At 69.6% G+C, this 25,718-nt stretch carries 22 protein-coding genes, 1 pseudogene and 1 riboswitch; of the genes and pseudogenes, 10 read left to right on the plus strand and 13 right to left on the minus strand.

The features are described from left to right. Nucleotides 1-26: 26 nt before the first annotated feature. The 3 genes from WBN91_RS01580 to WBN91_RS01590 are packed head-to-tail and all read right to left on the minus strand — an operon-like array spanning nt 27 to nt 2,991. A complete protein-coding gene (locus WBN91_RS01580; protein WP_337723823.1) occupies nt 27-845 on the minus strand; it encodes a carbohydrate ABC transporter permease in 819 nt (272 codons plus the stop codon). Beyond that, nucleotides 842-1,696 (minus strand): carbohydrate ABC transporter permease, encoded by an 855-nt coding sequence (locus WBN91_RS01585; protein ID WP_337723822.1) that lies wholly within the window; start codon nt 1,694-1,696, stop codon nt 842-844. The genes WBN91_RS01580 and WBN91_RS01585 overlap by 4 nt, the downstream gene beginning before the upstream one ends. Continuing rightward, complete coding sequence (locus WBN91_RS01590) at nt 1,696-2,991, minus strand: extracellular solute-binding protein (RefSeq protein WP_337723821.1); 1,296 nt, start codon at nt 2,989-2,991, stop codon at nt 1,696-1,698. The genes WBN91_RS01585 and WBN91_RS01590 overlap by 1 nt, the downstream gene beginning before the upstream one ends. Nucleotides 2,992-3,194: 203 nt before the next feature. Between WBN91_RS01590 and WBN91_RS01595 the strand changes: the two genes are divergently transcribed. The 3 genes from WBN91_RS01595 to WBN91_RS01605 all read left to right on the plus strand — a co-directional run bounded on the left by WBN91_RS01595 (nt 3,195) and on the right by WBN91_RS01605 (nt 9,555). Further along, on the plus strand, nt 3,195-4,187 hold the full coding sequence (locus WBN91_RS01595; RefSeq protein WP_121219951.1) for a LacI family DNA-binding transcriptional regulator: 993 nt from the start codon (nt 3,195-3,197) through the stop codon (nt 4,185-4,187). Beyond that, entirely contained in the window at nt 4,178-6,538 is a 2,361-nt protein-coding gene (locus WBN91_RS01600; protein ID WP_337723820.1) for a glycoside hydrolase family 3 N-terminal domain-containing protein, read from the plus strand. The genes WBN91_RS01595 and WBN91_RS01600 overlap by 10 nt, the downstream gene beginning before the upstream one ends. 101 nt (nt 6,539-6,639) lie before the next feature. Beyond that, nucleotides 6,640-9,555, plus strand: coding sequence for a glycosyl hydrolase 115 family protein (locus WBN91_RS01605; protein WP_337723819.1), 2,916 nt, complete (start codon nt 6,640-6,642; stop codon nt 9,553-9,555). A 367-nt stretch (nt 9,556-9,922) separates the two neighbouring features. On the opposite strand, the gene WBN91_RS01610 is transcribed toward WBN91_RS01605, so the two are convergent. Then, nucleotides 9,923-10,885, minus strand: coding sequence for an acetylxylan esterase (locus tag WBN91_RS01610; RefSeq protein WP_337723818.1), 963 nt, complete (start codon nt 10,883-10,885; stop codon nt 9,923-9,925). 103 nt (nt 10,886-10,988) lie between these two features. Here WBN91_RS01610 and WBN91_RS01615 point away from each other — a divergent pair, with 103 nt between their 5' ends. The 3 genes from WBN91_RS01615 to WBN91_RS01625 all read left to right on the plus strand — a co-directional run bounded on the left by WBN91_RS01615 (nt 10,989) and on the right by WBN91_RS01625 (nt 14,800). Further along, nucleotides 10,989-12,005, plus strand: coding sequence for a LacI family DNA-binding transcriptional regulator (locus tag WBN91_RS01615; protein ID WP_337723817.1), 1,017 nt, complete (start codon nt 10,989-10,991; stop codon nt 12,003-12,005). A 106-nt stretch (nt 12,006-12,111) separates the two neighbouring features. Then, nucleotides 12,112-13,725: a cellulase family glycosylhydrolase gene (locus tag WBN91_RS01620; protein WP_337723816.1), complete on the plus strand. Its 1,614-nt coding sequence runs from the start codon at nt 12,112-12,114 to the stop codon at nt 13,723-13,725. A gap of 1 nt (nt 13,726) precedes the next feature. Beyond that, entirely contained in the window at nt 13,727-14,800 is a 1,074-nt protein-coding gene (locus tag WBN91_RS01625; RefSeq protein ID WP_337723815.1) for a cellulose binding domain-containing protein, read from the plus strand. A gap of 48 nt (nt 14,801-14,848) precedes the next feature. Here WBN91_RS01625 and WBN91_RS01630 read toward each other — a convergent pair whose 3' ends face one another. Continuing rightward, nucleotides 14,849-15,853 (minus strand): ribonucleotide-diphosphate reductase subunit beta, encoded by a 1,005-nt coding sequence (locus tag WBN91_RS01630; protein ID WP_337723814.1) that lies wholly within the window; start codon nt 15,851-15,853, stop codon nt 14,849-14,851. Then, nucleotides 15,850-18,129, minus strand: a complete 2,280-nt coding sequence (locus WBN91_RS01635) for a ribonucleoside-diphosphate reductase subunit alpha (protein ID WP_337723813.1) — start codon at nt 18,127-18,129, stop codon at nt 15,850-15,852. The genes WBN91_RS01630 and WBN91_RS01635 overlap by 4 nt, the downstream gene beginning before the upstream one ends. 44 nt (nt 18,130-18,173) lie before the next feature. After that, nucleotides 18,174-18,373, minus strand: a riboswitch (cobalamin riboswitch). A gap of 691 nt (nt 18,374-19,064) precedes the next feature. Between WBN91_RS01635 and WBN91_RS01640 the strand changes: the two genes are divergently transcribed. Further along, on the plus strand, nt 19,065-19,463 hold the full coding sequence (locus WBN91_RS01640) for a J-domain-containing protein (protein ID WP_337723812.1): 399 nt from the start codon (nt 19,065-19,067) through the stop codon (nt 19,461-19,463). Here the strand turns inward: WBN91_RS01640 and WBN91_RS01645 are convergent. Continuing rightward, nucleotides 19,450-19,641 (minus strand): DUF397 domain-containing protein, encoded by a 192-nt coding sequence (locus WBN91_RS01645; RefSeq protein WP_337723810.1) that lies wholly within the window; start codon nt 19,639-19,641, stop codon nt 19,450-19,452. The genes WBN91_RS01640 and WBN91_RS01645 overlap by 14 nt on opposite strands. Beyond that, entirely contained in the window at nt 19,638-20,483 is an 846-nt protein-coding gene (locus tag WBN91_RS01650; protein ID WP_337723809.1) for a helix-turn-helix domain-containing protein, read from the minus strand. Before WBN91_RS01650 ends, WBN91_RS01645 begins: the two co-directional genes overlap by 4 nt. Nucleotides 20,484-20,994: 511 nt before the next feature. Here WBN91_RS01650 and WBN91_RS39100 point away from each other — a divergent pair. Together WBN91_RS39100 and WBN91_RS01655 are read left to right on the plus strand one after the other, a co-directional pair. Then, nucleotides 20,995-21,132, plus strand: a pseudogene (locus WBN91_RS39100) (helix-turn-helix domain-containing protein); the annotation flags it as partial. Nucleotides 21,133-21,156: 24 nt separating this feature from the next. Beyond that, nucleotides 21,157-21,885: a Scr1 family TA system antitoxin-like transcriptional regulator gene (locus WBN91_RS01655; protein WP_443217642.1), complete on the plus strand. Its 729-nt coding sequence runs from the start codon at nt 21,157-21,159 to the stop codon at nt 21,883-21,885. 6 nt (nt 21,886-21,891) lie between these two features. On the opposite strand, the gene WBN91_RS01660 is transcribed toward WBN91_RS01655, so the two are convergent. From WBN91_RS01660 to WBN91_RS01680, 5 genes are all read right to left on the minus strand, one after another. Further along, complete coding sequence (locus WBN91_RS01660; RefSeq protein ID WP_337723806.1) at nt 21,892-22,491, minus strand: TetR/AcrR family transcriptional regulator; 600 nt, start codon at nt 22,489-22,491, stop codon at nt 21,892-21,894. Then, complete coding sequence (locus WBN91_RS01665; protein WP_337723805.1) at nt 22,488-23,063, minus strand: helix-turn-helix domain-containing protein; 576 nt, start codon at nt 23,061-23,063, stop codon at nt 22,488-22,490. Before WBN91_RS01665 ends, WBN91_RS01660 begins: the two co-directional genes overlap by 4 nt. 49 nt (nt 23,064-23,112) lie before the next feature. Beyond that, entirely contained in the window at nt 23,113-23,367 is a 255-nt protein-coding gene (locus WBN91_RS01670; RefSeq protein WP_337723804.1) for a helix-turn-helix transcriptional regulator, read from the minus strand. 81 nt (nt 23,368-23,448) lie between these two features. Next, the gene (locus WBN91_RS01675) at nt 23,449-23,850 is read right to left on the minus strand and encodes a nuclear transport factor 2 family protein (RefSeq protein ID WP_337723803.1); all 402 of its coding nucleotides are present in this window, start codon (nt 23,848-23,850) and stop codon (nt 23,449-23,451) included. A 7-nt stretch (nt 23,851-23,857) separates the two neighbouring features. Further along, entirely contained in the window at nt 23,858-24,403 is a 546-nt protein-coding gene (locus tag WBN91_RS01680) for a GNAT family N-acetyltransferase (RefSeq protein ID WP_337723802.1), read from the minus strand. 223 nt (nt 24,404-24,626) lie between these two features. On the opposite strand from WBN91_RS01680, the gene WBN91_RS01685 reads away from it, so the two are divergent. Next, a complete protein-coding gene (locus WBN91_RS01685) occupies nt 24,627-25,574 on the plus strand; it encodes a hypothetical protein (RefSeq protein ID WP_337723801.1) in 948 nt (315 codons plus the stop codon). The last annotated feature ends 144 nt before the right edge of the window (nt 25,575-25,718 follow it).

Consider the following 25,718-nt stretch of genomic DNA (forward strand, 5'->3'; position numbering starts at 1 on the left):
ACGGCCGCCCGGCACCCACCGCACGATCACTTGCCGAAACCGGCGGTCAGGCCGCTGAGCAGGAACCTTCGGGCGAAGAGGTACACCGCGAAGATCGGCAACACCGACAGCAGCACCGCCGCCATCAGCGCCGGCACGTTGGTGCCGAACTGGCCCTGGAAGTTCCACAGGCCCAGGGTCAGCACCCGGCTGGACTCCGACTGCGTGAGCACCAGCGGGAACAGGAAGCCGTTCCACGCGTTGAGCGCCGTGTACACGACCACGGTCATGATCGCGGGTCGGGCCAGCGGCAGCACCAGGCTCACCAGCACCCGGAACGGCCCCGCCCCGTCGATCGCCTGCGCCTCGTACAGCTCGGACGGCACGTCGCGCAGGCTGTTGGTCAGCACCAGCGTCGCCACGGGCAGCGCGAACGCCGCCGTCGGCAGGATGATCGCCGTCAGGCTGTCGTACAGGTGCATCCGGGTGATGAGCAGGTACACCGGGATGATCGTGGCCTGCGCCGGGATGGCCAGGCCCATCAGCAGCAGGGTGAACCCGCGCTGCACGAACCGCCCGGTGCCGCGCACCACCGCGTACGCGCACGGCACGCCGACCAGCAGCACGATCGCCACGGTCGCGACCGTCACGACGATGTTGTTCACCAGGTACTTGCCGAACCCGCCGTCCAGGACGGTCACGTAGTTGTCCAGCGTGGGGTTGGCCGGGAACTCCAGCGGGTGTGAACCCAGGTACTCCTGCCGGGTGCGCAGGCTCGCCGTCACCACGTAGTACAGCGGTCCGACCACGATCACCAGCCACACCAGGGCGAAGAGCCCGGCGGGCCAGTTCGGACGTGACTTCACGAGCCCTCCTGCTGGCTGCTCATCGCGCGGAACCCGCTCCACCGCATGACCGCCACCGACAGCGCGGTCCCGAGCACCACCAGCACCACGGCGATCGAGCTGGCGTAACCCATCTCGAACCCGCTGAAGCCGGTGATGTACATGTGCAGCGGCAAGATCCGCGTGGCCGTGCCCGGCCCGCCGCCGGTGAGGATCAGCACGGTGTCGAACGTCGTCAGCGACCCGACGAGCATCAGCACCGAGGACGTCACCAGCGTGTACCGCAGCTGCGGCAGCGTGATGTGCAGGAACTTGCCCACCCGCGAAGCGCCGTCGATGGTCGCCGCCTCGTACAGCGACGCGGGGATGGCGCGCGCCGCCCCCTGGTACATCAACGTGTGGAACGGGATGTACTGCCAGGAGATCACGAACACCACCGTGTAGATCGCGATGTCGGGGTCGCCCAGGAACTGCATGCCGCCCGCCGCGATGCCGAAGTTCGGGTCCAGCAGCGCCTGCCACAGCAGCGCGATGGCCGCCGTGGACAGCAGCAGGGGCAGGAAGAAGATCGAGCTCAGCACCGCGCGGGACCGCTGCTGCCCGGCCGCCCAGACCCCGATCAGCAGTGCGATCGGGGTCTGGAACAGCCAGGACACGACCATGAGCAGCACGGTCCGCCCCACGGCGGCGTGGGCTTCCCCGTCGGCGATCAGGCGGGACCAGTTGGCGGTCCCGTTGGGCACCGGGGTGCCCAGTCCCTGCCACGACGTGAAGCTCAAGTACACCACCAGCAGCATGGGCAGCACCGCGAACAGCGCGAAGAACCCATAAGCGGGGACGGCGTACCAGCCGGACGGTCGCTGTGAACGCATCAGCGCGCGGCCACCGCGTCGACGAACTGCTGCGGGGTGACCTTGCCCAGGAAGAACTCCTGGAGCTGGGTCAGCATGGCCGTGGCCTTCTCGGCGGGCAGGTCCTGGTCCCAGGACAGCTGGAAGTTCTTGGCGTCCTTGACCTGGCCGTAGATCCACGTCGTGTACTCGGAGTTGGCGGCCTTGGCCAGCTTCTCCTCGACCCCGACCACGGCCGGCACGTCACCGGCTTCGACCAGCGCCTGCACGTAGGAGTCCTCGTGCAGCGCGGTGGAGACGAACTTCTTCGCCGCCTCGACCTGGGAGGAGCCCGAGGTCACCGAGTAGTAGTTGCTCGCGTTGCCGACCACGTTGCCAGGATCGCCCTTGCCGCCCGGGATGGACGGGAACGCCACCCAGCCGAGGGACCCCTTCTTGACGAAGTCGGGGCTCTGGCCGAGCTGGTTGACGTACTCCCACGAGCCCATCAGGTGCATGGCGGCCTTGCCCTGCGCCAGGATCGTCGACGCGCCACCCACGTCGTAGCCGACGGAGGCGAAGTTGGTGCCGAAGCCGCCCCGGTCGATCAGCTCCTTGAGCTTGGTCAGCGCCTCGGTCACGGCCGGGTCCTTCCAGCCCTGGCCCTTGCCGTCGCGGATGTTGCGGAACACCTCGGGGCCGCCGATGCGGTCCAGGATGTACTCGATCCACATCAGCTCGGTCCACGCCTGGGAACCGGCCAGCGAGATGGGCTGGATGCCCTTGGCCTTGAAGGTGTCCACCAGCGCCAGCAGGTCGTCCCACGTCTTCGGCGGCTGCGCGCCGGCGGCGGTGAAGACCTCCTTGTTGAAGAACAGCAGCACGGGCTGCATGCCGCGCATGGGGATGCCGTAGTACTTGCCGTCGATCTTCGCGCCGTCGAGCACGCTGGGCAGGAACGCGCTCTTGAGCGCGCTGTTCTGGTCGAGCACGGGGGTCAGGTCGGCGATCTTGCCGGCGTCGACGTACTCCTTGAGGTTGCCGCCGCCCCAGTTGAAGAACACGTCCGGCGCGTTCGGCGAGCCGATCGCGACCCGCAGCTTCTGCTTGTACGGGTCGTTGCCGAACGTCTCCAGCGAGGCGTTGCCGCCGCCGGACTTGAAGAAGTCGATCGACTTCTGCTCGATCGGGTTGAGGACGGGGTCCTGGAGCGCCCACACCTTCACCCCGCCCGCGCCCGGCTCGGCCGGACCGGCCGTGCCACACGCGGACACCACTGCTGCCACGGCGACGAGCCCTGTGGAGATCAGGGTTCGCATCCATGATCGGCGGGACATGCGACCGCCACCCTTCTGCCACGCTGCGGATTTTTCGCGGCGTCGAAACATTTCGAAACATCCACGACTTGCGGGAACCCTAGGCAGGTGAACAGTGCGTGTCAAGGGTCACTGCGGAGTGTCGAAATGAGACGTTTCCGCAGGTTTCCGCTGGTCGGGTCAACCCTATTGAGTTTCGATCTGGTTTCGATACTATCGGCGACATGCGACGAGCCACATTGGCCACGATCGCCGCCGCGGCCGGGGTGTCACTCCCGACGGTGTCCAAGGTCCTCAACGGCAAGGACGACGTCGGACCCGAGACCAGGGCCCGCGTGCGGCGCCTGCTGGCCGAATACGACTACGTGCCGGTGGGCGCGCGCCGGGCCTCCGGCCAGCTGCTGGTGGACCTGGTGTTCACCGCGCTGGACAGCCCGTGGGCGGTGGAGATCATCCGCGGGGTGGTGGACAGCGGGCTGCACGTGGTCGTCTCCTCGGCCGCCGGGCAGCGCGGCCACTCCTCCTGGGCGGCGTCCCTGGTCGACGCCAAGCGCGCCGGCGCGCTGCTGGTGACCTCCCAGCTCACCGCCGCGGACCGCCGCGTGCTCGCGGGCTCGCGCATCCCGGTCGTCGTCATCGACCCGGTCGACCTGCCCAACCCCGACGTGCCCAGCGTCGGCGCCACCAACTGGGCGGGCGGCCTGGCCGCGACCGAGCACCTGATCCGGCTGGGCCACCAGCGGGTCGCCGTCATCGGCGGGCCGGCCGGGATGCTGTGCAGCCGCGCCCGCGTCGACGGCTACCGCGCCGCGCTGGACCGCGCCGGCCTGCCGTTCGACCCGGGCCTGGTGCGCCACGGGGACTTCAAGCACGAGGGCGGCTTCCGGTGCGCCACGGAGCTGCTGCGCCTGCCGGACCGGCCGACCGCCGTGTTCGCGGGCAACGACGAGCAGGCGCTGGGCGTGATCGAGGCCGCCCGCGTGGCGGGCCTGTCCGTGCCGAACGACCTCAGCGTCGTCGGGTTCGACGACCTGCCGGTCGCGGTCTGGTCGTCGCCCGCCCTGACCACCGTCCGCCAGCCGCTCACCGAGATGGGCAGGCACGCGGGGCGGATGTTGGCGGACCTGATCGCGGGCCGCCCGGTGGAGACCGAACGGGTGGAGCTGGCCACCGAACTGGTCGTCCGATCGTCAACGAAGGAGCCTCCGTGCACGTGAACACCTGGGCCGACCCGGGCCGACCGGTCGGCGAGCGCGTCGCCGCGCTGCTGGCCGAGATGACCCTGGAGGAGAAGCTGGCCCAGTTGGTGGGCGTGTGGGTGGGTGTCACCGAGGACGACGAGGAGGTCGCGCCGGCGCAGCACGAGTTCGCCGAGCCGCTGCCGCCGTGGGACGAGCTGACCAAGCCCGGCCTGGGCCAGCTGACCCGGGTGTTCGGCACCCGGCCGGTGGACCCGCTGGTGGGCGCGCGCGTGCTGGCCGAGACGCAGCGCAGGCTGGTGGCCAACAACCGGTTCGGCATCCCGGCGATGGCGCACGAGGAGTGCCTGTCGGGGTTCACGGCGTGGCGGGCGACGGTGTTCCCGACGCCGCTGGCGTGGGGCGCGTCGTTCGACACCGCCCTGGTGGAGCGGATGGCGCGCGAGGTCGGGCTGTCCATGCGGGACGTCGGCGTGCACCAGGGCCTCGCGCCCGTGCTGGACGTGACGCGCGACCCGCGGTGGGGACGGACCGAGGAGACCATCGGCGAGGACCCCTACCTGGTCGGCCTGCTGGGCGCGGCCTACACGCGCGGGCTGGAGTCGACCGGGATCGTGGCCACCCTGAAGCACTTCGCCGGGTACTCGGCGTCGCGCGGCGGGCGCAACCACGCGCCCGTGCACATGGGACGGCGCGAGTTCGCCGACGTGGTGCTGCCGCCGTTCGAGATGGCGTTGCGCGAGGGCGGGGCGCGGTCGGTCATGCACTCCTACGCCGAGGTGGACGGTGTTCCGCCGGCGTCGGACAGCTCCTTGCTGACGGATCTGTTGCGCGAGCAGTGGGGCTTCACCGGCGTGGTCGTCGCGGACTACTTCGGGGTGTCGTTCCTGGAGACCGCGCACGGCGTGGCCGGGTCGCCGGGCGAGGCCGCCGCGTTGGCGCTGGCCGCCGGCGTGGACGTCGAGCTGCCCTCGGTGCGCTGCTACGGGCACCCGCTGGCGGACATGGTGCGGTCCGGGGCGGTGTCGGAGTCCGTGGTGGACCGCGCGTTGGCGCGGGTGCTGACGCAGAAGGTCGAACTGGGGCTGCTGGACCCGGACTGGAGCCCGGACTCGCCCGCGGTCGTGCGCGGCGAGCCGGTCGACTTGGACCCGCCCGCGTTGCGCGAGCTGGCGCGGGAGATGGCCGAGCGGTCCGTGGTGCTGCTGGACAACTCCGCCGGGGTGCTCCCGCTGAACGCTTCCCGTGTCGCGGTGGTGGGACCGTGCGCGGACGACGTGCTGTCGCTGATGGGCTGCTACGCCTTCCCGAACCACGTGGGGGTGCAGCACCCCGAGGTGGCGCTGGGGATCGAGATCGCGACCTTCGTCGAGGCGTTCCGGGCGGAGTTCCCGGCGGCGGACGTCGTGTCCGCGCAGGGCTGCGAGGTCTCCGGCGACGACCGGTCCGGCATCGCGGGCGCGGTGGAGGTCGCGGCGGACGCGGACGTCGTGGTGGCGGTGCTGGGTGACCGGGCCGGGTTGTTCGGGCGGGGGACGTCGGGCGAGGGGTGCGACGCGGAGGACCTGTCACTGCCGGGCGTGCAGGGGGAGTTGCTGGAGGCGCTGCTGGCCACCGGGAAGCCGGTGGTGCTGGTGCTGCTGGCCGGGCGGCCTTACGCGCTGGGCCGGTACATGCAGGCCGGCGTGGACGGGCAGTCGGCGGTCGTGCAGTCGCCGGCGGCGGTGGTGCAGGCGTTCTTCCCCGGTGAGGAAGGTGCGGGGGCGGTCGCGGGCGTGCTGAGCGGGCGGGTGAACCCGTCCGGGAAGTTGCCGGTGAGCGTGCCGCGTGGGGTTGGTGGGCAGCCGACTACGTATTTGAGGCCGATCCTGGGTGGGCCGGGCGGGATCAGCTCGGTGGACCCGTCGCCGCTGTACGCGTTCGGGTACGGGTTGTCCTACACGTCGTTCGAGCTGTCGGAGATCACTGCTGGGGACGTCCTGCCCTCGGATGGCGAGGTCGAGGTGTCCGCGGTGGTGCGCAACACCGGGTCTCGGGACGGGGCCGAGGTGGTGCAGCTGTACTTGCACGACCCGGTGGCCAGTGTGACGCGGCCGGTGCGGCAGTTGGTCGGGTTCGCGCGGGTGGAGTTGGCGGCGGGGGAGGCGGCTCGGGTGTCGTTCCGGCTGCACGCCGATCGGACTTCGTTCACCGGGCGGGACGGGCGGCGTGTGGTGGAGCCCGGGGAGCTTCGGTTGCTGGTGGGGACCTCCAGCGAGGACATCTGCGGGGAGCGGTCGGTCCAGTTGACCGGGGAGACGCGGGTCGTGGGGCACGACCGCGTGCTGGTGACGCCCGTCGGGGTCACACCGCTCGGGGGTGCTGTGTGAGGGTGCTGCGTTTGTTGCTGCCACTGGCGCTGTTAGCGCCAGTGGTGCCAACGGCGTCGGCTGAACCTGGTTCTGCTTCGCAGTCGCGTGTCGAAGGGTATGTGGTCGATGTCGGCGGGCAGGGGCGGTTCCCGTTGGCGTCCGGGGGTCGGGTCGCGCCGCTGGTGGTGAGTGCCGAGGACTTTCCCGGTGTGGTGCGGGTTGTCGGGGATCTGCGGGACGACCTTGCGCGCGTGACCGGGGTGCAGCCGGTCGTCGGGCACGAGGTGGTCGACGGGGCTGTCATCGTCGGCACCGTGGGGCGCAGTCCGCTGGTGGACGACCTGGTGCGGCGGGGCAAGCTCGACGTTTCCGGGTTGGCGGGCAAGTGGGAGACGTCGGTTCAGCAGGTCGTCCAGAATCCGCTGCCTGGGGTACGGCGGGCGCTGGTGATCGCGGGTTCCGATCAGCGCGGCACCATCTACGGGGCCTATGACGTGTCGCGGGAGATCGGGGTGTCGCCCTGGTACTTCTGGGATGACGTCCAGCCGCGGAAGAGGACTGAACTGCACGTCCTGCCTGGGCGGCACAGTCAGGGGACGCCGGCGGTGAAGTACCGCGGGTTCTTCATCAACGACGAGAACCCGCAGTTGGGGCGGTGGGCGCCGAAGTTCTTCGGTGGTGGGGCTGCGCCTGGGTTCCCGAACGGGTTCAACAGGCATTTTTACGCCAAGGTCTTCGAGACGATGTTGCGGCTCAAGGCCAACTACCTGTGGCCGGCGGTGTGGGGGCGGGCGTTCGCCGAGGACGACCCGCTCAACCACCAGACGGCCAAGGAGTACGGCGTCGTCATGGGCACCTCGCACGAGGCGCCGATGATGCGTGGCATCGAGGAGTGGAACCGGCACGCGCGGGCGGCTGTGAGCGATCCGTACGGCGGCAACGGCGACTGGAGCTTTCGGCGCAACCGGGCGGCCATCGAGCAGTACTGGACCGATGGTGTGCGTCGGATGAAGGAGCAGGACTTCGAGGGTGTGGTGACCCTCGGGATGCGCGCCAACGGCGACGTCGGGCTGCCGGACGGTGACGGCATCGAGCTGATGCAGGAGATCCTGGCTTCGCAGCGGGAGATCCTGGAGCGGGAGGGCATGTCGGACGTTCCGCAGGTGCAGACCCTGTACAAGGAGGTCCAGCGGTACTGGGACCAGGGGTTGCGCCCGCCGGATGACGTGACGGTCGTCTTCGCGGACGACAACTGGGGCAACATGCGGAAGTTGCCGGGGCGGGATCTGCCGCCGAGGGCGGGTGGGTACGGGCTGTACTACCACTTCGACTACGTGGGCGGCGGCCGGAACTACAAGTGGGTGGACACCAACCTGCTGCCGAACGTGTGGGAGCAGCTCGACCAGTCCTACGCGTACGGCGTCGACCGGTTGTGGGTCGTGAACGTCGGCGACCTGAAGAACAACGAGCTGCCCTTGCAGTTCTTCCTCGACTACGCCTGGAACCCGAAGCGGTGGCCGCTGGAGAAGCTGGGCGAGTGGGAACGGCGGTACGCGGCGCAGAACTTCGGCGCGGCACGGGCAGCCGGGATCGCGTCGGTGCTGCGCGACTACTCGAAGTTGCAGTCCGACCGGAAGCCGGAGCTGCTGAACCGGAAGATCAGCGGTGAGGGGACGGTTGTCGCTTACGACGATCAAGCTTCGCCGTTCAGCCTGACGGACTACCAGGAGATCGAGCGGGTCACCGCGGAGTGGCAGGAGCTGGCGGAGCGGGCCGAGCGGATCCGGCGGTCGCTGCCGTCGTGGCAGCAGGACGCGTACTACCAGTTGGTGTACTACGCGGTGAAGGCGTCGGCGAACCTGTACGCGTTGCGGTTGGCGGAGTTCAAGAACCTGCTGTACGTCGGCCAGGGGCGGGCGTCGGCCAACGGGTTGGCGGATGAGACCGAGGCTCGGTTCGCCGAGGACCAGGCGATGTCGGACTACTACAACAACGTGCTTGCGGGCGGGAAGTGGCAGGGGTTCCAGACCCAGCCCAAGATCGGGTACGGCGACATCGCCCGGTACGGACCCAACGCGCCGTGGCAGCAGCCCGAGTTGAACCACGAAGCCCTGCCGGACGCGGTGTTCCCGGCGGTGAAGCGGGTGTCGTTGCCGGCGGTGGCCGAGATGGGTGTGGCGGTGGACGGGTCGGACCAGTGGTGGCCGGCGTCCTCGTCCGCTGCGGTGTTGCCCGAGTTCAGTCGGTGGCAGTCGCAGCCGGGGCAGTTCATCGACGTGTTCAACCGGGGGGCGGTGCCGTTCTCGTTCGACGTCTCCAGTGAGCCGTGGGTTGTGGTGGAGCGTACGTCGGGGATGGTTGAGAAGCAGGTTCGGTTGTCTGTGCGGATTGACTGGGCTCGTGCACCGGTGGGGAAGAGCACCTCGCCGATCGTGGTGTCGGGGGCCGGGCGGACCGTTCGGGTCGATGTGGTTGTGGACAACGTTCCGTTGAGTGGGCGTGGTTTCGTCGAGGCGAATGGGTATGTCTCGATGGAGGCGGCGCACGCTTCCCGGATGGTTGGTGGAGATGGCGTGCGGTGGCAGGTCATTCCGGACTTGGGGCGGACGGGGGATGCGGTCAAAGCGTTCCCGGTGACTGCGCCGAGTCGTGCGCCGGATGGGCCGCGACTGGAGTACGAGTTGACGCTCAAGACGAGCGGGCCGGTGACGGTGTGGGCCTACTTGTCGCCGCGCAACCCGGTGTTGAGCGGGCCGGGGTTGCGGTACGGGGTGTCGTTCGACGACCAGGTGCCGCAGGTCGTGGACATCACGGCGGCGACCGGTGCCAATGACACGACCATGAACAAGCAGTGGGAGCGGAACACCTCGGACAACGTGAATCGGACCGCCACGCGCCACGAGTTGGCGGCGGGGGTGCACACCCTGAAGTTCTGGGTGGTGGACCCGACAGTGGTGGTGCAGAAGCTGGTCGTGGACACCGGCGGGCTCCGCCCCAGTTATCTGGGGCCACCGGAGAGCCGAAGCGTCCGCTGACCGGGTGGGGCCGTGAGGGGACTATGGCGGTGGTCCCCTCACGGCCCGTTTTTGTGGGTTCGTCGAAGAGATAAGAGCAAAAGCTAAAAGCGCCTCGCCGGCGGGCAGGCCGCCAAGGATGAGGGGCGGTCGGGCTCGGCTTGGGTGGGTGGGGCTTCGTTTCATCCCAGTATGGCCTGGCGGAGCCAACCACACTTTGGGCCGGGTGCCGCTAAAATTTTTGCTCGTTCCTCACAAAAATTTCGGCTGCACCCGACCCAAAGTGTGGTAGCCCTTCGGGCAGGCCATACGGGGATGAAACGAAGCTGGAGGTAGGTGTGCGCGCTTCGCGCGCCGGGGGTGGGTGAGTGCGTGGGGTGGGGGTTTTTTAGAGGTTGTCGTGTAGGTGGCGGAGTTTGGTTTCCTCGTGGGTGCGGGGGGTTTGGTGGCCGCTGAAGGGGAAGACCGCTATTTGCTTGGGGGCCTTGATTTCGTTGTAGGCCGCGTAGACGGTTGAGGGTGGGCATACCTCGTCCATCAGGCCGACGCTGAGGAGGGATGTTGCTGTGATGCGGCGGGAGAGTAGGGCCGCGTCTACATAGCGGAGGGTGTTCAGGGCCTGGGGGATGAGGGTTGTTTGGTGGGCCAGGAAGTTGGCGATTTCTGCGTACGGGTCTGCTGAGGTGAGGGTGATGGCTCGGTGGAAGTCGCAGAGGAAAGGGACGTCGGCGTGGCAGACGCGGACTGCGTCGGTGGTGAGGGCGGCTGCGGCTAGGGCTAGGCCGCCGCCCTGGCTGGCGCCTGAGACGGCGATTCTGGTGGGGTCCACGCCTGGCAGGGAGGCGGCTGCTTCTACGGCTAGGGCGGCGTCGGTGATCAGGCGGGTGTAGTAATAGGTCTCCGGGGAGGTGATTCCTCGTGTCATCACGCCTGGGTGTTCTGGGCCTGCCTCGGCTCGGTCCGGGGTTTGGCCGGTGGACCAGCGGCCTCCTTGGCCTCGGGTGTCCATGACGAAAGTCGCGTAGCCGGCTGCGGGGAGCAGGGTGTGGTCCGCGGGGACGGAACGGCCGCCGCCGTAGCCGATGTAGGTGATGACCGTGGGGAGGTCTTCCGTGGTGTCGGGGCGGAGGTACCAGGCTCGGATTCGGTCGCCGTTCGCGCCGGAGAACTCCACGTCCCAGACCTTGAGGGGGCCGTAGGTGTCTTCGCCGTAAGGGGTTGTGGTCGGGGGTTGGGCGGCGGCTCGGGAGGACGTGAGGCGGGAGTGCCACCAGGTGTCGAGGGACTCGGGTTCCTCGGTCTTGGTGCGGTAGGTCGCCAGGTCGGCTTCGGGGAGGTCGAACCAGGGCATGGGGCCACCTCGGGGATCGTGGTTAAGCGCTTAACGACAGTAGTGCAGCACCGGGGGTGGGTGCCGGTCTAGACTCGGCGATCACCCTGGCAAGGAGGCGCGGGTGGGAGCTAAGCGTCCGACCATCTCGGACATCGCCAAGGCCGCGGGTGTGTCGACCGGTGCGGTGTCGTACGCGCTCAACAACCGGCCGGGGGTGTCCGAACCCACTCGGCGGCGGATCATGGACATCGCCGATCGGCTCGGGTGGGTGCCCAGCAGTGCGGCGCGGTCGTTGAGCGACGGGCGGGCGAACGCGATCGGGCTCGTCGTGGACCGGCCGGCTCGGGTGATCGGGGTCGAGCCCTACTTCATGCAGTTGATCGCGGGTATCCAGGGCGCTTTGGCGGGCGGGCCGACTGCCTTGTTGTTGCAGGTCACCGACAACGCGCAGGCTGAGCTGGCGGCTTATCGGCGGTGGTGGGGCGAGCGGCGGGTGGACGGGGTGCTGCTCGTGGATCTTGTGGAGGACGATCCGCGGGTCGAGTTGGTGCGGGAGTTGCGGTTGCCGGCGGTGGTGCTCGGGGAGCCGGTCGTTGATGACGTGCCGTGTGTGTGGACTGATGACGAGGCCGCGGTAGCCGAGGTGTTGGAGTACCTGGTGGCGTTGGGGCACCGGAGGATCGTGCGGGTGGCGGGGCCGACTCGGTTCGTGCACACGCAGACTCGGTCGCGGGCCTTCACGACGGCGGCGGCGCGGCTGGGGTTGAGTGAGGCCCGGGTGGTGCACACCGACTACTCCGACGAGGCGGCGGCGCGGGTGACGCGTCGGGTGTTGACCGGGGGAGACCCGCCTACGGCGCTGGTGTTCGACAACGACGTGATGGCGGTGTCGGCGTTGGGGGTCGCGCACGAGTTGGGGCTGTCGGTGCCCGAGCAGCTGTCGCTGGTGGCGTGGGACGACTCGGCGTTGTGCCGGCTGGTGCGGCCCGCCTTGTCGGCGGTGCGGCGGCCGATCGCGGAGCGTGGTGCGGCGGCGGTCCGGTTGTTGCTCGACGTGATCGGCGGGGAGGCCGTGGAGCACGTGAAGACCTCCGATCCCGAGTTGGTCCCGAGGGCGAGCACGGGGCCGGTGGGCTGAGTTCCGGTAGTCGGGCGTTGACACTTAAGCGGTTAATTGCTTTGGTGTGGGAGCGCTGCCCTGCGCTCGCCCCGTGTCAATGTCGACAACTACGCGAGGAACACCCATGCGCAAGCGATTCACCGTGGTCGGCGCCGCCATCGCCGCCATGATCCTCTCCTTGCTGACGGCAGCGCCGCCCGCGTCGGCGGCCACCGGGTTCTACGTCAGCGGCGGCAAGCTGTACGAGTCCAACGGCGCCGAGTTCGTCATGCGCGGCGTCAACCACGCCCACACCTGGTACACCAGCCGCACCACCCAGGCGCTCGCGGACGTCAAGGCGTTGGGCGCCAACACCGTCCGCGTGGTGCTCTCCAGCGGTGACCGGTGGACGCGCAACGACGCCGCCGACGTCGCGAACGTCGTCAGCCAGTGCAAGGCCAACAAACTGATCTGCGTGCTGGAGGTGCACGACACCACCGGGTACGGCGAGCAGAGCGGCGCGATCACCCTGGCCAAGGCCGTCGACTACTGGATCGGCATCAAGAGCGCGCTGATCGGCCAGGAGCAGTACGTCCTGCTCAACATCGGCAACGAGCCCTACGGCAACCAGGGTTACGCGACCTGGGCGGCCGACAACAAGGACGCCGTCGCCCGGCTGCGCGCGGCGGGCTTCCAGCACACGATCATGATCGACGCCCCGAACTGGGGCCAGGACTGGTCGTTCACCATGCGCGACAACGCGGCCTCGGTGTTCGCCGCCGACCCGGCCAAGAACCTCGTGTTCTCCATCCACATGTACGGCGTGTTCGACACGGCCGCGGAGATCAACGACTACCTGGGCCGGTTCGTCAGCGCTGGCCTGCCGATCGTGGTCGGCGAGTTCGGCCACGACCACTCCGACGGCAACCCTGACGAGGACACCATCTTCGCCACCACCCAGCAGCGCGGCATCGGCTACCTGGCCTGGTCGTGGTCGGGCAACGGCGGCGGTGTCGAGTACCTCGACCTGGCCGTCAACTGGGACCGCACCAACCTTTCCACGTGGGGCCAGCGGGCGTTCAACGGCGCCAACGGCATCAAGGCCACCTCGAAGGAGGCCACGGTGTTCGGCGGCACCGGCGGCGACAACCAGGCACCCTCGGTGCCCGGCACGCCCACGGCGTCCGGCGTGACCGCGAACTCGGTGACCCTGAGCTGGGCCGCCTCGACCGACAACGTGGGCGTGACCGGCTACGACGTGGTCCGGGTCAGCGGGACGTCCGAGTCGCCGGCGGCGTCGTCGAGTGGCACGTCGGCGACGGTGACCGGGCTGTCGGCGGCGACCTCGTACACCTTCGCCGTCTACGCGCGTGACGCCGCGGGCAACCGGTCCACTCGGTCGGGCACGGTGGCCATGACGACGTTGCCCGGCGGTGGCGGGTCGTGTTCGGTGGCGTACAAGGTCGCCGGGCAGTGGCAGGGTGGGTTCCAGGGTGACGTGAAGATCACCAACACGGGCTCGGCCGCGGTCAACGGCTGGAACCTGAAGTGGACCTATGTCAACGGTCAGACGATCACGCAAAGTTGGGGGGCTGTTTATGCGCAGGCGTCCAACGCGGTCACCATGACCAACGCCCCCTACACGGCGACGATCCCGCCGGCGGGCTCGGTGAGCTTCGGGTTCATCGGCACGTGGAACGGCACGAACTCCGTGCCGACCGCGTTCACCCTCAACGGCGCGTCCTGCGCGGTGGTGTGACATGCGCAGGAACGGTGTCTTAGCCGCGTTGTTGGGTGCGGTCGCGGCGGTTGTGGCGTTGGTGGTGGCCGCGCCCGGGCAGGCCGTTTCGGCGGCCGAGCCGGTGCGGATCATGGCCCTGGGCGACTCGATCACCGGGTCGCCGGGCTGCTGGCGGGCGTTGCTGGACCGGGACCTGCGGGCGGCGGGCCACACGGCGATCGACTTCGTGGGCACGTTGCCGGGGCAGGGCTGCGGGTTCCCCTACGACGGGGAGAACGAGGGCCACGGCGGGTTCCTGGCGACGAACGTGGCCGACCAGAACCAGCTCGTCGGGTGGCTCGCGCAGACCCACCCGCACGTGGTGCTGATGCACTTCGGCACCAACGACGTCTGGAACAACCGCTCGCCGGCGACGATCCTGGCCGCGTTCGGCAAGCTGGTCGACCAGATGCGGGCGGACAACCCGGACGTGAAGGTCCTGGTCGCGCAGATCATCCCGATGAACCCGGCCAACTGCGCGGAGTGCGCGCAGCGGGTGGTCGACCTGAACGCGGCGATCCCCGGGTGGGCGGCGGCGAAGTCCACCGCCCGGTCGCCGGTGGTCGTGGTGGACCAGTGGACCGGGTTCTCCACGTCCGCCGACACCGGGGACGGGGTGCACCCCAACGCGTCGGGGGACCGGAAGATCGCGAACCGGTGGTTCCCCGCTGTGGTGAACGCGTTGGGCGGGGTCTCGCCGACGACCACGACCACGACGACGACCACGACGACCACGACGACTTCGCCGGGGTCCACGTGTGACGCGGTGGTCAAGGTGGTCAGCAAGTGGCCGGGCGGGTTCCAGGTCGAGATCACCTTCACCAACCGGGGCACCACGGCCACCTCGTCCTGGTCGGTCGGGTTCGCGCTGGCCCAGGGCATGACCGTGGCGCAGGTGTGGAACGGCACGGTCAGCCAGTCCGGGCTGAACGTCACCGTCCGCAACGTGTCCTGGAACGCGCTGGTCATGCCCGGCGGTTCGGCGACCACCGGGATGATCGTCAACGGCGACCCGACCGGCTGGAACCCCACGCCGATCTGCGGTCTGTCCTGAGTGGACACTGCCGGTTGTGCTCATCTCGGAGCACAACCGGCAGTGTTGTCAGAAGTCCTCGTCCAGGGAGACCGTGCCCGACACGGCGACCTGGTAGGCCGAGACGCGCCGCTCGAAGAAGTTGGTCAGCTCCTGCACGTCCTGCAACTCCATGAACGGGAACGGGTTCGACGCGCCGAACACCGGGTCCATGCCCAGCCGCACCAGCCGCTGGTCGGCCACGTAGGACAGGTACTCGCGCATGTCACGGGCGTTCATGCCGGCCAGGCCGTCGCCGCAGACGTCCTGCGCGAACCGGAACTCCGCCTCGACCGCCTCCTGGAGCATGGCGGTCACCTGAGCGCGCAGGTCGTCGTCGAACAGGTCCGGTTCTTCGTTGCGAACCGTGTCCACGATGCTGAAGGCGAAGTTCATGTGCATGGACTCGTCGCGGAACACCCAGTTCGTGCCGGTGGCGAGGCCTTGCAGCAGGCCGCGCGAGCGCAGCCAGTAGACGTAGGCGAAGGCGCCGTAGAAGAACAAGCCCTCGATGCACGCGGCGAAGCAGATCAGGTTGAGCAGGAACGCGCGGCGGTCCTCACGGGTGCGCAGCGCGGTCAGGCCGTTGATCGAGTCGATCCACTTGAAGCAGAACTCGCCCTTGGCGCGGATCGACGGGATGTGCTCGATCGCCGCGAACGCCTGCGCGCGCTCGTCGTGGTCGGGCAGGTAGGTGTCCAGCAGGGTCAGGTAGAACTGGACGTGGACTGCCTCCTCGAACAGTTGGCGGGAGAGGTAGAGGCGGGCCTCGGGCGCGTTGACGTGCTGGTAGAGGTTGAGCACGAGGTTGTTGGCCACGATCGAGTCGCCGGTGGCGAAGAACGCGACCAGCCGCTTGACCAGGTGGTGTTCGGCGGGGGTCAGGCGGGCCAGGTCGGCGACGTCGGCGGCGAGGTCCACCTCCTCGACGGTCCACGTGTTGCGGATCGCGGCCCGGTACTGCTCGTAGAAGTCGGGGTAGCGCATGGGGCGCAGGGTCAGGTCCATGCCGGGGTCGAGCAGGAGGGCGGTCACTGGCAGGCCTCGCAGGTCTCGGGGTTCTCCAGGGAGCAGGCGATCGCGGTGGTGGTGATCGTCGTTTGGGCGATGCGCGTCGCCGGGCGGGAACGCAGGTAGTAGGTGGTCTTGAGGCCCGCGCGCCAGGCGTAGGCGTACATCGACGACAGCTTGCCGATCGTCGGGGCGGCGGAGAACAGGTTGAGCGACTGGCTCTGGTCCACGTACGGCGTGCGCGCGGCGGCGAGGTCGATCAGCGCCTTCTGCGGCAGTTCCCACGCGGTGCGGTAGCGGGCCTTCAAGTCGGCGGGCAGGTCGAGGCCCTGGATCGAGCCGTCGGCCTGCTTGATGGCGTCGCGGGTGGCCTGGTCCCAGCGGCCCAGGTCCTTGAGGTCGCGCACCAGGTACGGGTTGACCTGGAGGAACTCCCCGGACAGGGTCTCGCGCTTGAACAGCGTGGACACCACCGGCTCGATGCACTCCGAACAGCCCGCGATGGACGCGATGGTGGCGGTGGGCGCGATGGCCACGATCAGCGAGTTGCGCAGGCCGTGGCGGGCGATCTTGTCGCGGAGCCGTTGCCAGCGCTCGGGTTGGCGCGGTGCGGCGTCCGGGAAGTGGTCGAGGTGCAGTTGACCGCGCGCGGCGCGGGTGGCGCCGAACTCCGGGTGCGGACCGTGCTTCTCGGCCAGTTCCGCCGAGGTCTCGAACGCGGTCAGCGCGATCTCCTCGGCGATCCGGGTGGACAGCTCCAGCGCCTCGGGGGAGTCGAACGCGAGCTTGTGCTGGAAGAACACGTCGGCCAGCCCCATCACGCCCAGCCCGACCGGCCGCCACCGCCGGTTGCCGCCGCCCGCCGACGAGGTGGGGTAGTAGGTGAGGTCGATCGTGCGGTCCAGGAACTTCACCGCCGTGCGGACGGTCGCGCGCAGGCGGTCCCAGTCCATGTCGTCGCCGGTGACGTGCCGGGCCAGGTTCACCGAGCCGAGGTTGCAGACGGCGGTCTCGTCGTCGCTGGTGACCTCCAGGATCTCGGTGCACAGGTTGGAGAGGTGGATGACGTTGCCCGGGACCGCGGTCTGGTTGGAGGCGCGGTTCGCGGCGTCCTTGAACGTCATCCAGCCGTTGCCGGTCTGGGCCAGCGTGCGCATCATGCGGCCGTAGAGCGCGCGGGCCGGCACCGTCCTTTTGGCGAGGTTTTCGTGTTCGGCTGTTTTGTAGGCGGCGTCGAAGTCCGCGCCCGACAGGTCGGTCAGGTGCGGGACGTCCGTGGGGTCGAACAGCGACCAGTCGGCGTCCTGCTCGACGCGGCGCATGAACTCGTCGGGCACCCACAGCGCCAGGTTGAGGTTGTGCGTGCGCTGCGCCTCGTCACCGGTGTTGTCCCGCAGCTCCAGGAACTCCTCGACGTCGGCGTGCCACGGTTCGAGGTAGACACAGGCAGCGCCCTTGCGCCGGCCGCCTTGGTTGACCGCGGCGACCGAGGCGTCCAGCGTGCGCAGCCAGGGCACGATGCCGTTGGAACGGCCGTTGGTGCCCCTGATCAGCGAGCCGCGGGAACGGATGCGCGTCCACGAGATGCCGATGCCACCGGAGAACTTCGACAGCCGGGCGACCTCGCCGTAGCGGTGGTAGATCGACTCCAGCTCGTCGCGGGGCGAGTCGAGCAGGAAGCAGGAGGACAGCTGCGGGTGGCGGGTGCCGGCGTTGAAGAGGGTGGGTGAGCTGGGCAGGTAGTCCAGGCGGGACAGGAGGGCGTAGAGCTCGCGCGCTTCCTCGACCGTCTCGGACAGCCCGCAGGCGACACGCAGGAAGAAGTGCTGCGGCGCCTCGATGACCGTGCGCTCCTCGGGGTGCCGCAACAGGTACCGGTCGTACACCGTCCGCAGCCCGAAGTACTCGAACCGATCCGTCGCACCTTCGTCCACCGTCGCGTCCAACGCTGTGGCGTTCCGCTCGACGAAGCCAGCAAGCCGTTCAGACAACAACCCCAGCCGCGCCGCCCGCGCGACTACGCTCGAGAACCGGTCTTGCCCCACTTCTTCGGCGATGGCCCGAGCAAGCAGGCGAGCGGCAAGCTTGGAGTACTGCGGGTCGGTGGCAGTCAGCGCGGCAGCGGCACGAACCGCCAGGTCACGCGGGTCACCGTCGGTGTTCAACCCCGACTCGACCAGGCGCAGGACCCGATCGGTGTGTACGTCGGGCAGATCGCCGGCCAACTGCGCCACTTCCCGCCGCAGCGCATCCGGCACAGACCGCGGGCCGTCCACAGGCCGCGCGTCGACAACGGTCAAGGCTCTCTCCTCGTGAGCAGGACCAAACCGCGCACCGAGGTGTTTCGGCACGCGCACAGGTGGCAGGTGTTCGGACTCGCGGGCACCGTGCACAGACCTACTGGCCGTCGCTTCCCAGGCACGAAACCCAGTGCTCGTTGACGGCTGTCGTTCCCGCTCACCGCTGCGGGGCAGTCCCGGACTCACACCGGGTTCCCTCTTGCGTCACCGGGTAGGACGGTGATCCACCAGCGGGCTGGACACTACATGTTGTGGGTGGATCTGTGAACAGGCACCAGGTGGTGTGTCAGGTAGATCGAATCTGGTAGAGGGGATGTTCGACCCGATCGAGTGACATGCAGGATCGGGAACCACTTCGGAGGTCACGCGTCCCGTGATATGGAGCGGGCGGGCAAGACGGCGGCCCCCATCACCGCCACACCCCAACACCCGCACTCGACCCCTACCCACCACCGACCCCGCCACCACCGACCCCGCCCAGCTCCCGAGCGCCCACCTCGGCCCCGGCCCGCCCGGCGGACTCGCGCTCAACCCGACTGGCTTCGCACCTGCCCGGCCTGGCCTCCGCCCGTCCCGCCGCACACCTGCCCTCGCCCGCCGCGCAGCCTCGCCCGCCGCGCGGCCCCCATCCGCGACCCCGCCTCGCCCCGGCTCACCCCGCCCTGCCTGCCGCGCCCTGCCTGCCGCGCCCTGCCTGCCGCGCCCTGCCTGCCGCGCCCTGCCTGCCGCGCCCTGCCAGTCCCGCTGGCCCATCCTCGGCCCGCCGCAGCCCACCCATCCGCGCTCTGTCCACCCGCGGTGACCCGATCCCGCAGTCCGCAGCCCGCGCAGCCCGCAGCCCCGGCTAATCGGCAGTTGGCGGTCCGGCTGGCGGCGCGCAATCGGCGGCTCGCAGTGGCGGCGGGGGAGGGGGTGGCGCGGGTACCGTTGGGGGTATGACCCAGCGCAAGCCTGCCGGTGTCGGCTTTGAGACGTGGGTGGAGCGGCAGATTCGCGAGGCTCAGGAGAAGGGCGAGTTCGACGGGTTGCCTGGGGCCGGCAAGCCGTTGGCCGGGTTGTCCGGGGCGCATGACGAGTTGTGGTGGGTCAAGGAGAAAGTGCGCCGGGAAGAGGGCAGCGTGTTGCCGCCGACCCTCCAGCTCCGCAAGGAGGCGGCGGAGGCTCGTGAGGCGGCCGGGAGGGCGGCGTCCGAGGAGGAGGTGCGGCGGATTCTCGGGGAGATCAACGCGAAGATCACCGAGGCGATCCGCAAACCGATGTCCGGGCCGCCGTTGAACCTGATGACCTTCGACGTCGAGCACGTCGTACGGGAGTGGCGGCTCAAGCGCTCCTGAGCGTTCGCAGGAAAGTCCCGAATGTGGTTGGGGCGAAGCGCAAAGGGGGCGTGTGCGGGTTTTTTGAGTCGCGGACCAGGACTGTTGTGTTGGTGTGGGCCAGTTCGACGCAGTCGCCGCCGGTGCCGCCGCTGTGGGTTGACTTGCGCCAGGTTGTCGTCCGTGGCTCCGGTGTCATCGGGATTTCTCCAGCGTGGTCAGGAGTGCGGAGGTTTTCTGGGGGGACAGGGCGGTTCGGCGGAGGGTTTCGAAGGACTCCTCGTAACGCGCGATGTGGCTTGGTTCCTCGACTGTGGCGGCGGTGGTCAGGGCTTCCAGGTAGACGATCGGGTCGCTGTCCGGCAGGCGCAGCAGGACGAACGGGTAGCCGGTGAGGGTGTGCGCCGGGGCGTCCAGCGGCACGACCTGGAGAGTCACGTTGGGCAGCGTGGCCAGCTTGCGCAGGTGGCGGTACTGGCCGCGCATGACCTCCGGTGAGCCGACGCCGGTCCACAGGGCGGCCTCGTGCAGGATCACGTGCAGCCACTGCTCGCCGTCGATGATGCGGTCCAGCCGTGCGAGGCGCGCTCCGACGAGCCGGTCCACGTCCTCCGGCTCGTGGTGCGGGTGGGTGCAGAGCAGGGCGCGGGCGTAGTCGGCTGTCTGGAGTGGACCGGGGACCAGTTCCGCTTGGTAGCGAAGGACTTCCACCGCCAGCTGTTCCAGAGCGTGGAACCTGCGGAAGAACGTCGGCAGGACCGTGCCGAAACCGTTGCGGGGACGGCGTTTGCGGGCCTCGCGCGCCAAGTCTTCGAGCGGTTCGCGAACCTCGCAGCAAGTGCCGTAGTGGTCCAGCAGGATGGTCAGCTCGCCGTGTCGGATGGACACGTCGCCGACCTCGATGCGCCGGATCTTCGCGGGCGAGCAGTCCAGCACCGTGGCCGCGTGCTCTTGGCTGATGCCCCTGGCTTCGCGCAGTCGGGCGAGCGCCTGTCCGAGCTTCAGCTTGGCCGCCGTGGGACTCGCGCCGTTCCCGGGCATCGCCTACCTCGCCTCTCGTTCGCCATCGGGTGGGTGGTCGAGTCTGCCGCATTGTTGTGTTGGACAGGACAGTCTTCACACGAAGGTGTACTCGTGAAGTCTGCACGTGCAGGTTAACTTTGAAGGTAAGAACTCCGGGGGGAGGATCTGCGCGACTGCGTCCCTGCGCGGTGAGCTGCGAGCCGCGAGCAGCGACAGCGAGTTGTGGGCTGTGGGCTGTGGACTGGGTGACTGGCGCCGGGCGAGGCGGTTTGGTGGGCTGTCGGATCGGGGTGCGGGGCCTGGGGTGCCTGCGGGGTCAGTGGTCGCGGGCACGGCGGATGCCGACGGGTGGCCGCCGACTGAGTGGCTGCCGACGGGGTGGCCGCCGACGGGCTGCCGGTGGGGTGGCGTGGGCTGGCGGCTGAGGGTGGTTCGCGGGGGCGCGTGGGTCCGGCGGTGAGCGTGGGTTTGCCGTTAGTGGTTTCCCTCCGGTGTGCCTGGTGTGCGTGCTGCGAGGAGGGATTCACCGATGAGCTTCACCCGGACTGTCGTCAAGGGCTACGCGAAAGGGCAGACGATCCGCGCGCTGGCCGCGGCGACAGGTCGGTCCTACGGCGCTGTCCGCAGCACGCTCGTCGCAGAAGGCGTTCTGCTGCGCAGTCGAGGGCACCGGCGGTCCAAGGTCAAGCGGGTGTTGCCGGTTCGGGATGCTCGACTGCGGCGGCAGGAGTTGTCGCTCGAACTGCTGCGTGCCCGGCTGGCTTCGGGGCTGACGGGTGCGGCGGCGGGGCGGCGGGCGGGTATCAGCCAGTCCAAGGTGTCCAAAGTGGAGACCGGGCGGCTGGTGCCCAAGCTCGTCGACGTGCAGCGGCTCGCCGACGTGTACCGGGTGACGCCGGAGGTGCGGCGGCGGTTGCTCGCGTTGGCGGAGGAGGTGGTGGGGGAGGCGGCGCATCGGCGGGCTGTGGTGCACCGCGGGGTTTCCGGGCGGCAGGTGGTCGTGGCGCGGACCGAGGCGGCGGCAGACACCGTGCGGGTGCTGGGGTTGACCAGCCTCCCGCCGCAGCTGCTGCGCACGCCGGCGCGCGACCGGCGGTTGATGGTCGTGCTGTCGGAGAGCGCGTTGCGGTCGGACCCGGACAACTGGGCGTGGCTGCGGGAGGTGAGCATGGCGCCGACCGTGGAGTTGGGTGTGATCCCGTGGTTGACGCGGGTGGACGTGCCGGACGCCGGGTTCCGGGTGTACGACGAGTCGATGGTGGTCTTCGGGCTGCTGGCGGGTGACGTGGTGATCACCGATCCGGACGACGTCCGGCACCACATCCAGACCTTCGACCGGCTGTACCGGACCGCCCTGACCGGCTCCCGGCTCCGGATCCACCTCGACCACCTGATGGAAGCACGGGACCAGACCCGGTGACGAGCGCTAGCCGATGCGGTAAAGAGAGCGCCTGGTCGGAGGAACCAGGTGGGCCAAGCGGTGGTGCCACGCGGTGGACAGGCGGGTGGTGGGTTTCCCGGTGATCACGGTCAGCGCCTGGGTGCCCACCACCGCCGACACGATCGCCTCCGCCTCCCGCCGCGGGTCCAGGTTCGGGTTCAGCTCGCCCGCCGCCGCGGCCTGGCGGAGCAGGTCGCGGGCGGTGGTGGTGAGGCTGGTGAAGTGCATGCCCGCCAAGAGGTCGAACAGCTCGGTGGTGAACAGCAGGCGCACGCCCACCCGGACCGTCGGGTCGGTCGCGGTCAGCTCGGCCATGCGGTGGGTCAGGTCCACCAAGGCCTGCAACGGACTGACCCGCGGTTCACAGTCGGCGCGCACCAGGTGCCACCGCCGGAAGTACTCCTCGACCACCGCCACCGCCAAGGCCTGCTTGGACGGGAAGTGCCGGTACAGCGCGCCTTTCGTCACCGACACGCTGCGGCACACGGCGTCCAGCGACGTGTTCTCGTACCCGTCGCGGTCGAACAGGTCGATGCCCGCGGCAACCAGCGCGGCGCGCGTGCGGGCACCCTGGGACACGTTCACCGCGGCGCGATCCGCAGTGCCGCGTACACCGGGGGCTTCGCCACGGCCGGGAGCCACGTTCGCCACACCTCGGCGACCGCCTCGTTCCGCCCGTCCACCGCCATCGCCATCAGGTGCACTCCCACCAGCGCGGCGACCACTCCGTCGGCGCACTCCGCCAGGTCGACGCCGTCCCGCAGTTCGCCGCGGTTCTCGGCGTGCCGCAACAGGTCCAGCACGGTCGCCGTCCACCGGGCGACGTGCCGCTGGGCCACGTCGTCGCACAGCGGCGCCTGGAACAGCAGCCGCTGCACGACAGCGCGGTCCCGGTCCACCGCGTACCCGAAGTCCACCAGGACCTGCAACGGGCTGCGGTGGACGCGCTGGAGGCGTTCGCGGATCCGCGTCCACTCCCGCGCCCGCCGCTCCAGCACGGCCAGCGCCAGCGCCTTCTTCGAGCTGAAGTGCCCGTACAGCGCCCCTTTCGTCACGCCGGCGCGGTCGCACACGTCGTCGATGGTGGCCCGCGCGTAGCCGTGGCGGTCGAAGGCCTCCGCCGCGGCGGCCAACAGTTCGTCCCTCGTGGTCGACACGTCGTGGATTGTCACCGCGGTCCGCGCCGCGCGACAACCGTGCCGGAACTCAATGCCCGCGCCGCGCGGCGCGTTCGATTGCGGCGGCACGTTCCAATTCCTGCTGCGGAGTGTCGAGCACCTGCCCCAGCCAGCTCCGCCAGTAGGGCCCGGGGATCCGTTTGCCGCGTTCCCACCGGGACACCTCTTCCCTGGTGACGCTGGTGTTGCCGGACGCGGCGTGCAGTCGTGCGGCCAGGTCGTCCTGGGTCAGCCCCCGGCCGCGACGCAGGTGGGCGAGGATTTCGCTGATGGGACCCGACACCGGCACCGTGCCTCCCCCTTTCTCGGTCGTTGCGGATTGTGCGTCCATTCTTCCAGCGCGTCCGGGTGAATCGGGAAAGCATCACGGTGATACCGGCGGAACATCCTGTGCGAGTGCACGTGCGATTGCCAGCGTGTCGGCGTGCAGGCGGAAGTCGGTGATGCGCCCGCGGTGCACGCCCAGGACCAGCGCGAAGTCGTAGGACAGCGGCGATCCGGTGGCGCGGACGCGGGCGTGCAGCCGGCCGGTGAGCACCGCGTCGGCGTCGTCCACCACCAGGTCGCGGGTGGTGATGCCGGTCAACTCCAGCACCGCGCGGAAACCGAGGAAGAACGATTCCACCTCGCGCGGGTTGCGCACCTCGGCGGGCCACGGCGCGCCCGGCACCGACGCGGTCCACCAGCGCACCTCGTCGGCGAACAACCTGCTCAGCCCGGCGGTGTCCTTGGCGGCCCACCGGGCGACCAGTCTCTCCACCAGCATCGTGATCTCAGCGCGTCGGCGTCTCATACCCCGCCCGCGCCTGGCCCGCCCACGGCCGGCAGCGCACCAGCGCCTCCGCGTCCGGGGCCACCCGCACGGCGCCCGCCGCGCGCAACATCCGCGTGACCGCCCGGTTCCCGGGCAGGTGGGTCACGCTGAACCAGCGGAAACCGTTGCGCAGCGCGGTGTCCGAGAGCTGCCGCACCAGCAGCGTGCCCAGGCCCACGCGCCGCCACCCGGGAGCCACGGCGATCGCGACCTCCGCCACGTGCGGGGTGCGGGTGGCTTCGTAGCGGCCGATGCCGACGCCGCGTCCGTCCCGGTCTCGTGCGACCAGGGCGTGTCGCCGCACGTGGTCCAGTTCCGTCAGGTGCGCCAGCAGTGCGGGGGTGACCGGCGGCGGCGCTCCGCAGAACCGCTGGAACAGCGTGTCCAGGTCGGCGCGGCGGATCGCTTCGGCCAGTTCCTCCCGGTCGTCGGGGCGCAGCGGTGCCATCCAGACCTCCCGTCCGTCGTGCAGGCGCAGCGCGGCAGCGAGTGCCTGTCCGTACATGAGTACTCCTCGGGGTGTCGACTGGGGCAGCCACACCTTCGGAGCCGCGGGTGATCACGGGAGCAAGCCTGATACGGACCACCCGGCCAGGACAGGGGCCAATGTCCACGTCTCGCCACGGGTGCGTCCGGCGGGGTGGTACCGGCGGTGTACCACCTTCCGATTGCCGCGCACCTCCAGTGTGATCGCAGACGATGGCGGGAGACGACTGTGAGGTGCGGCGATGGTGGAGCAACAGCGTGTCCCCGCGCGCATCGGCGCGCGTGACGTGGTGCGGTTGGAGGAGGAGACCGAGCGGTTGCGCGGTATGGACTACCGCCTGGGCGGGGGAGCGTGCCGGGACGCGGCGATCGTCACCGCGGCGTGGAGCGACCAGTTGCTGCGCGCCAAGGCGACCGCCGCGGTGCGCACCCGGCTGCTGGTCGCGTTGGGCGACCTCCACAACCTGGCGGGCTGGACCTGCTTCGACACCGGTCTGGACCAGGCGGCGGCCCGGCACTGGGACCGGGCGCTGGAACTGGCCGCCGAGGCGGGTCACGACGAGCTGGTTGCCAACATCCACTACCGCTCCGGCCGGATGCGCCTGCACAACGCGCGCCGCCGGGACGCCTTGGAGGTCTTCGAGCTGGGTGTCATGGCCGCCAAGCGGGCACGGTCCCGGCACGCGGTCGCGGTGCTGCGGGCGAACGAGGCGTGGGCGCACGCGGGGCTGGGTGATCAAGGCATGGCGCTGATCAGACTCCGTCAGGCGCATGAGGAGTTCGGCCACACGGCACCCGGCGACACACCCACCTGGGCACGGTTCTTCGACGAGACGGACCTCTCGGCGATGACCGGCATGGTGCACACCGAACTGGCCCGCACGGTGGACCCGTCCCACACCGCGACCGCCATCCCGGCACTGACCAAGGCGGTCACGCGGTACCCGGCCCGGATGGCGCGCAGCCAGACCTTCAGCCTGATCGCCCTGACCACCAACCACCTGCTCGAAGGGGACTTCGACCACGCGGACGCGGTGGGGACGCGCGCGGTGGCGCAGGCGTGCGAGCTGAGCTCGATCCGGGTGGCGGACCGACTGCAACCGTTGCGCCACTTGGCCGACCGGTACCGGGGCGACCCCCACGCCCGCACCCTGGCCGCCCGCATCGCGGGGTTCACGCCGAACCTCTGACCGCCGGCGCGACCGTTTGCCGACACCCATCGAATTCGATTCGAATTCGATGGGTGTTCGACGCCTGCTGTCGAACGGGCATCGAACGAAAGCATTTCGTTGACGCCGGGTGCACGCCGTCGTAATACTCGGTTCGCACTTCTG

Origin of the sequence: Saccharothrix sp. CCNWYY140, assembly GCF_037401995.1 — a bacterium.
Taxonomy (GTDB): Bacteria; Actinomycetota; Actinomycetes; order Mycobacteriales; family Pseudonocardiaceae; genus Actinosynnema.

Bases quoted from the DNA above. Each gene is read 5' to 3' on its own strand.
- WBN91_RS01650 (WP_337723809.1), bottom strand. From the start codon at position 20,483: ATGCCCGGGAACGGCGCGAGTCCCACGGCGGCCAAGCTGAAGCTCGGA.
- WBN91_RS01645 (WP_337723810.1), bottom strand. From the start codon at position 19,641: ATGACACCGGAGCCACGGACGACAACCTGGCGCAAGTCAACCCACAGC.
- WBN91_RS01620 (WP_337723816.1), top strand. From the start codon at position 12,112: ATGCGCAAGCGATTCACCGTGGTCGGCGCCGCCATCGCCGCCATGATC.
- WBN91_RS01625 (WP_337723815.1), top strand. From the start codon at position 13,727: ATGCGCAGGAACGGTGTCTTAGCCGCGTTGTTGGGTGCGGTCGCGGCG.
- WBN91_RS01675 (WP_337723803.1), bottom strand. From the start codon at position 23,850: ATGCTGGTGGAGAGACTGGTCGCCCGGTGGGCCGCCAAGGACACCGCC.
- WBN91_RS01590 (WP_337723821.1), bottom strand. From the start codon at position 2,991: ATGTCCCGCCGATCATGGATGCGAACCCTGATCTCCACAGGGCTCGTC.
- WBN91_RS01595 (WP_121219951.1), top strand. From the start codon at position 3,195: ATGCGACGAGCCACATTGGCCACGATCGCCGCCGCGGCCGGGGTGTCA.
- WBN91_RS01585 (WP_337723822.1), bottom strand. From the start codon at position 1,696: ATGCGTTCACAGCGACCGTCCGGCTGGTACGCCGTCCCCGCTTATGGG.
- WBN91_RS01610 (WP_337723818.1), bottom strand. From the start codon at position 10,885: ATGCCCTGGTTCGACCTCCCCGAAGCCGACCTGGCGACCTACCGCACC.
- WBN91_RS01685 (WP_337723801.1), top strand. From the start codon at position 24,627: ATGGTGGAGCAACAGCGTGTCCCCGCGCGCATCGGCGCGCGTGACGTG.
- WBN91_RS01640 (WP_337723812.1), top strand. From the start codon at position 19,065: ATGACCCAGCGCAAGCCTGCCGGTGTCGGCTTTGAGACGTGGGTGGAG.
- WBN91_RS01680 (WP_337723802.1), bottom strand. From the start codon at position 24,403: ATGTACGGACAGGCACTCGCTGCCGCGCTGCGCCTGCACGACGGACGG.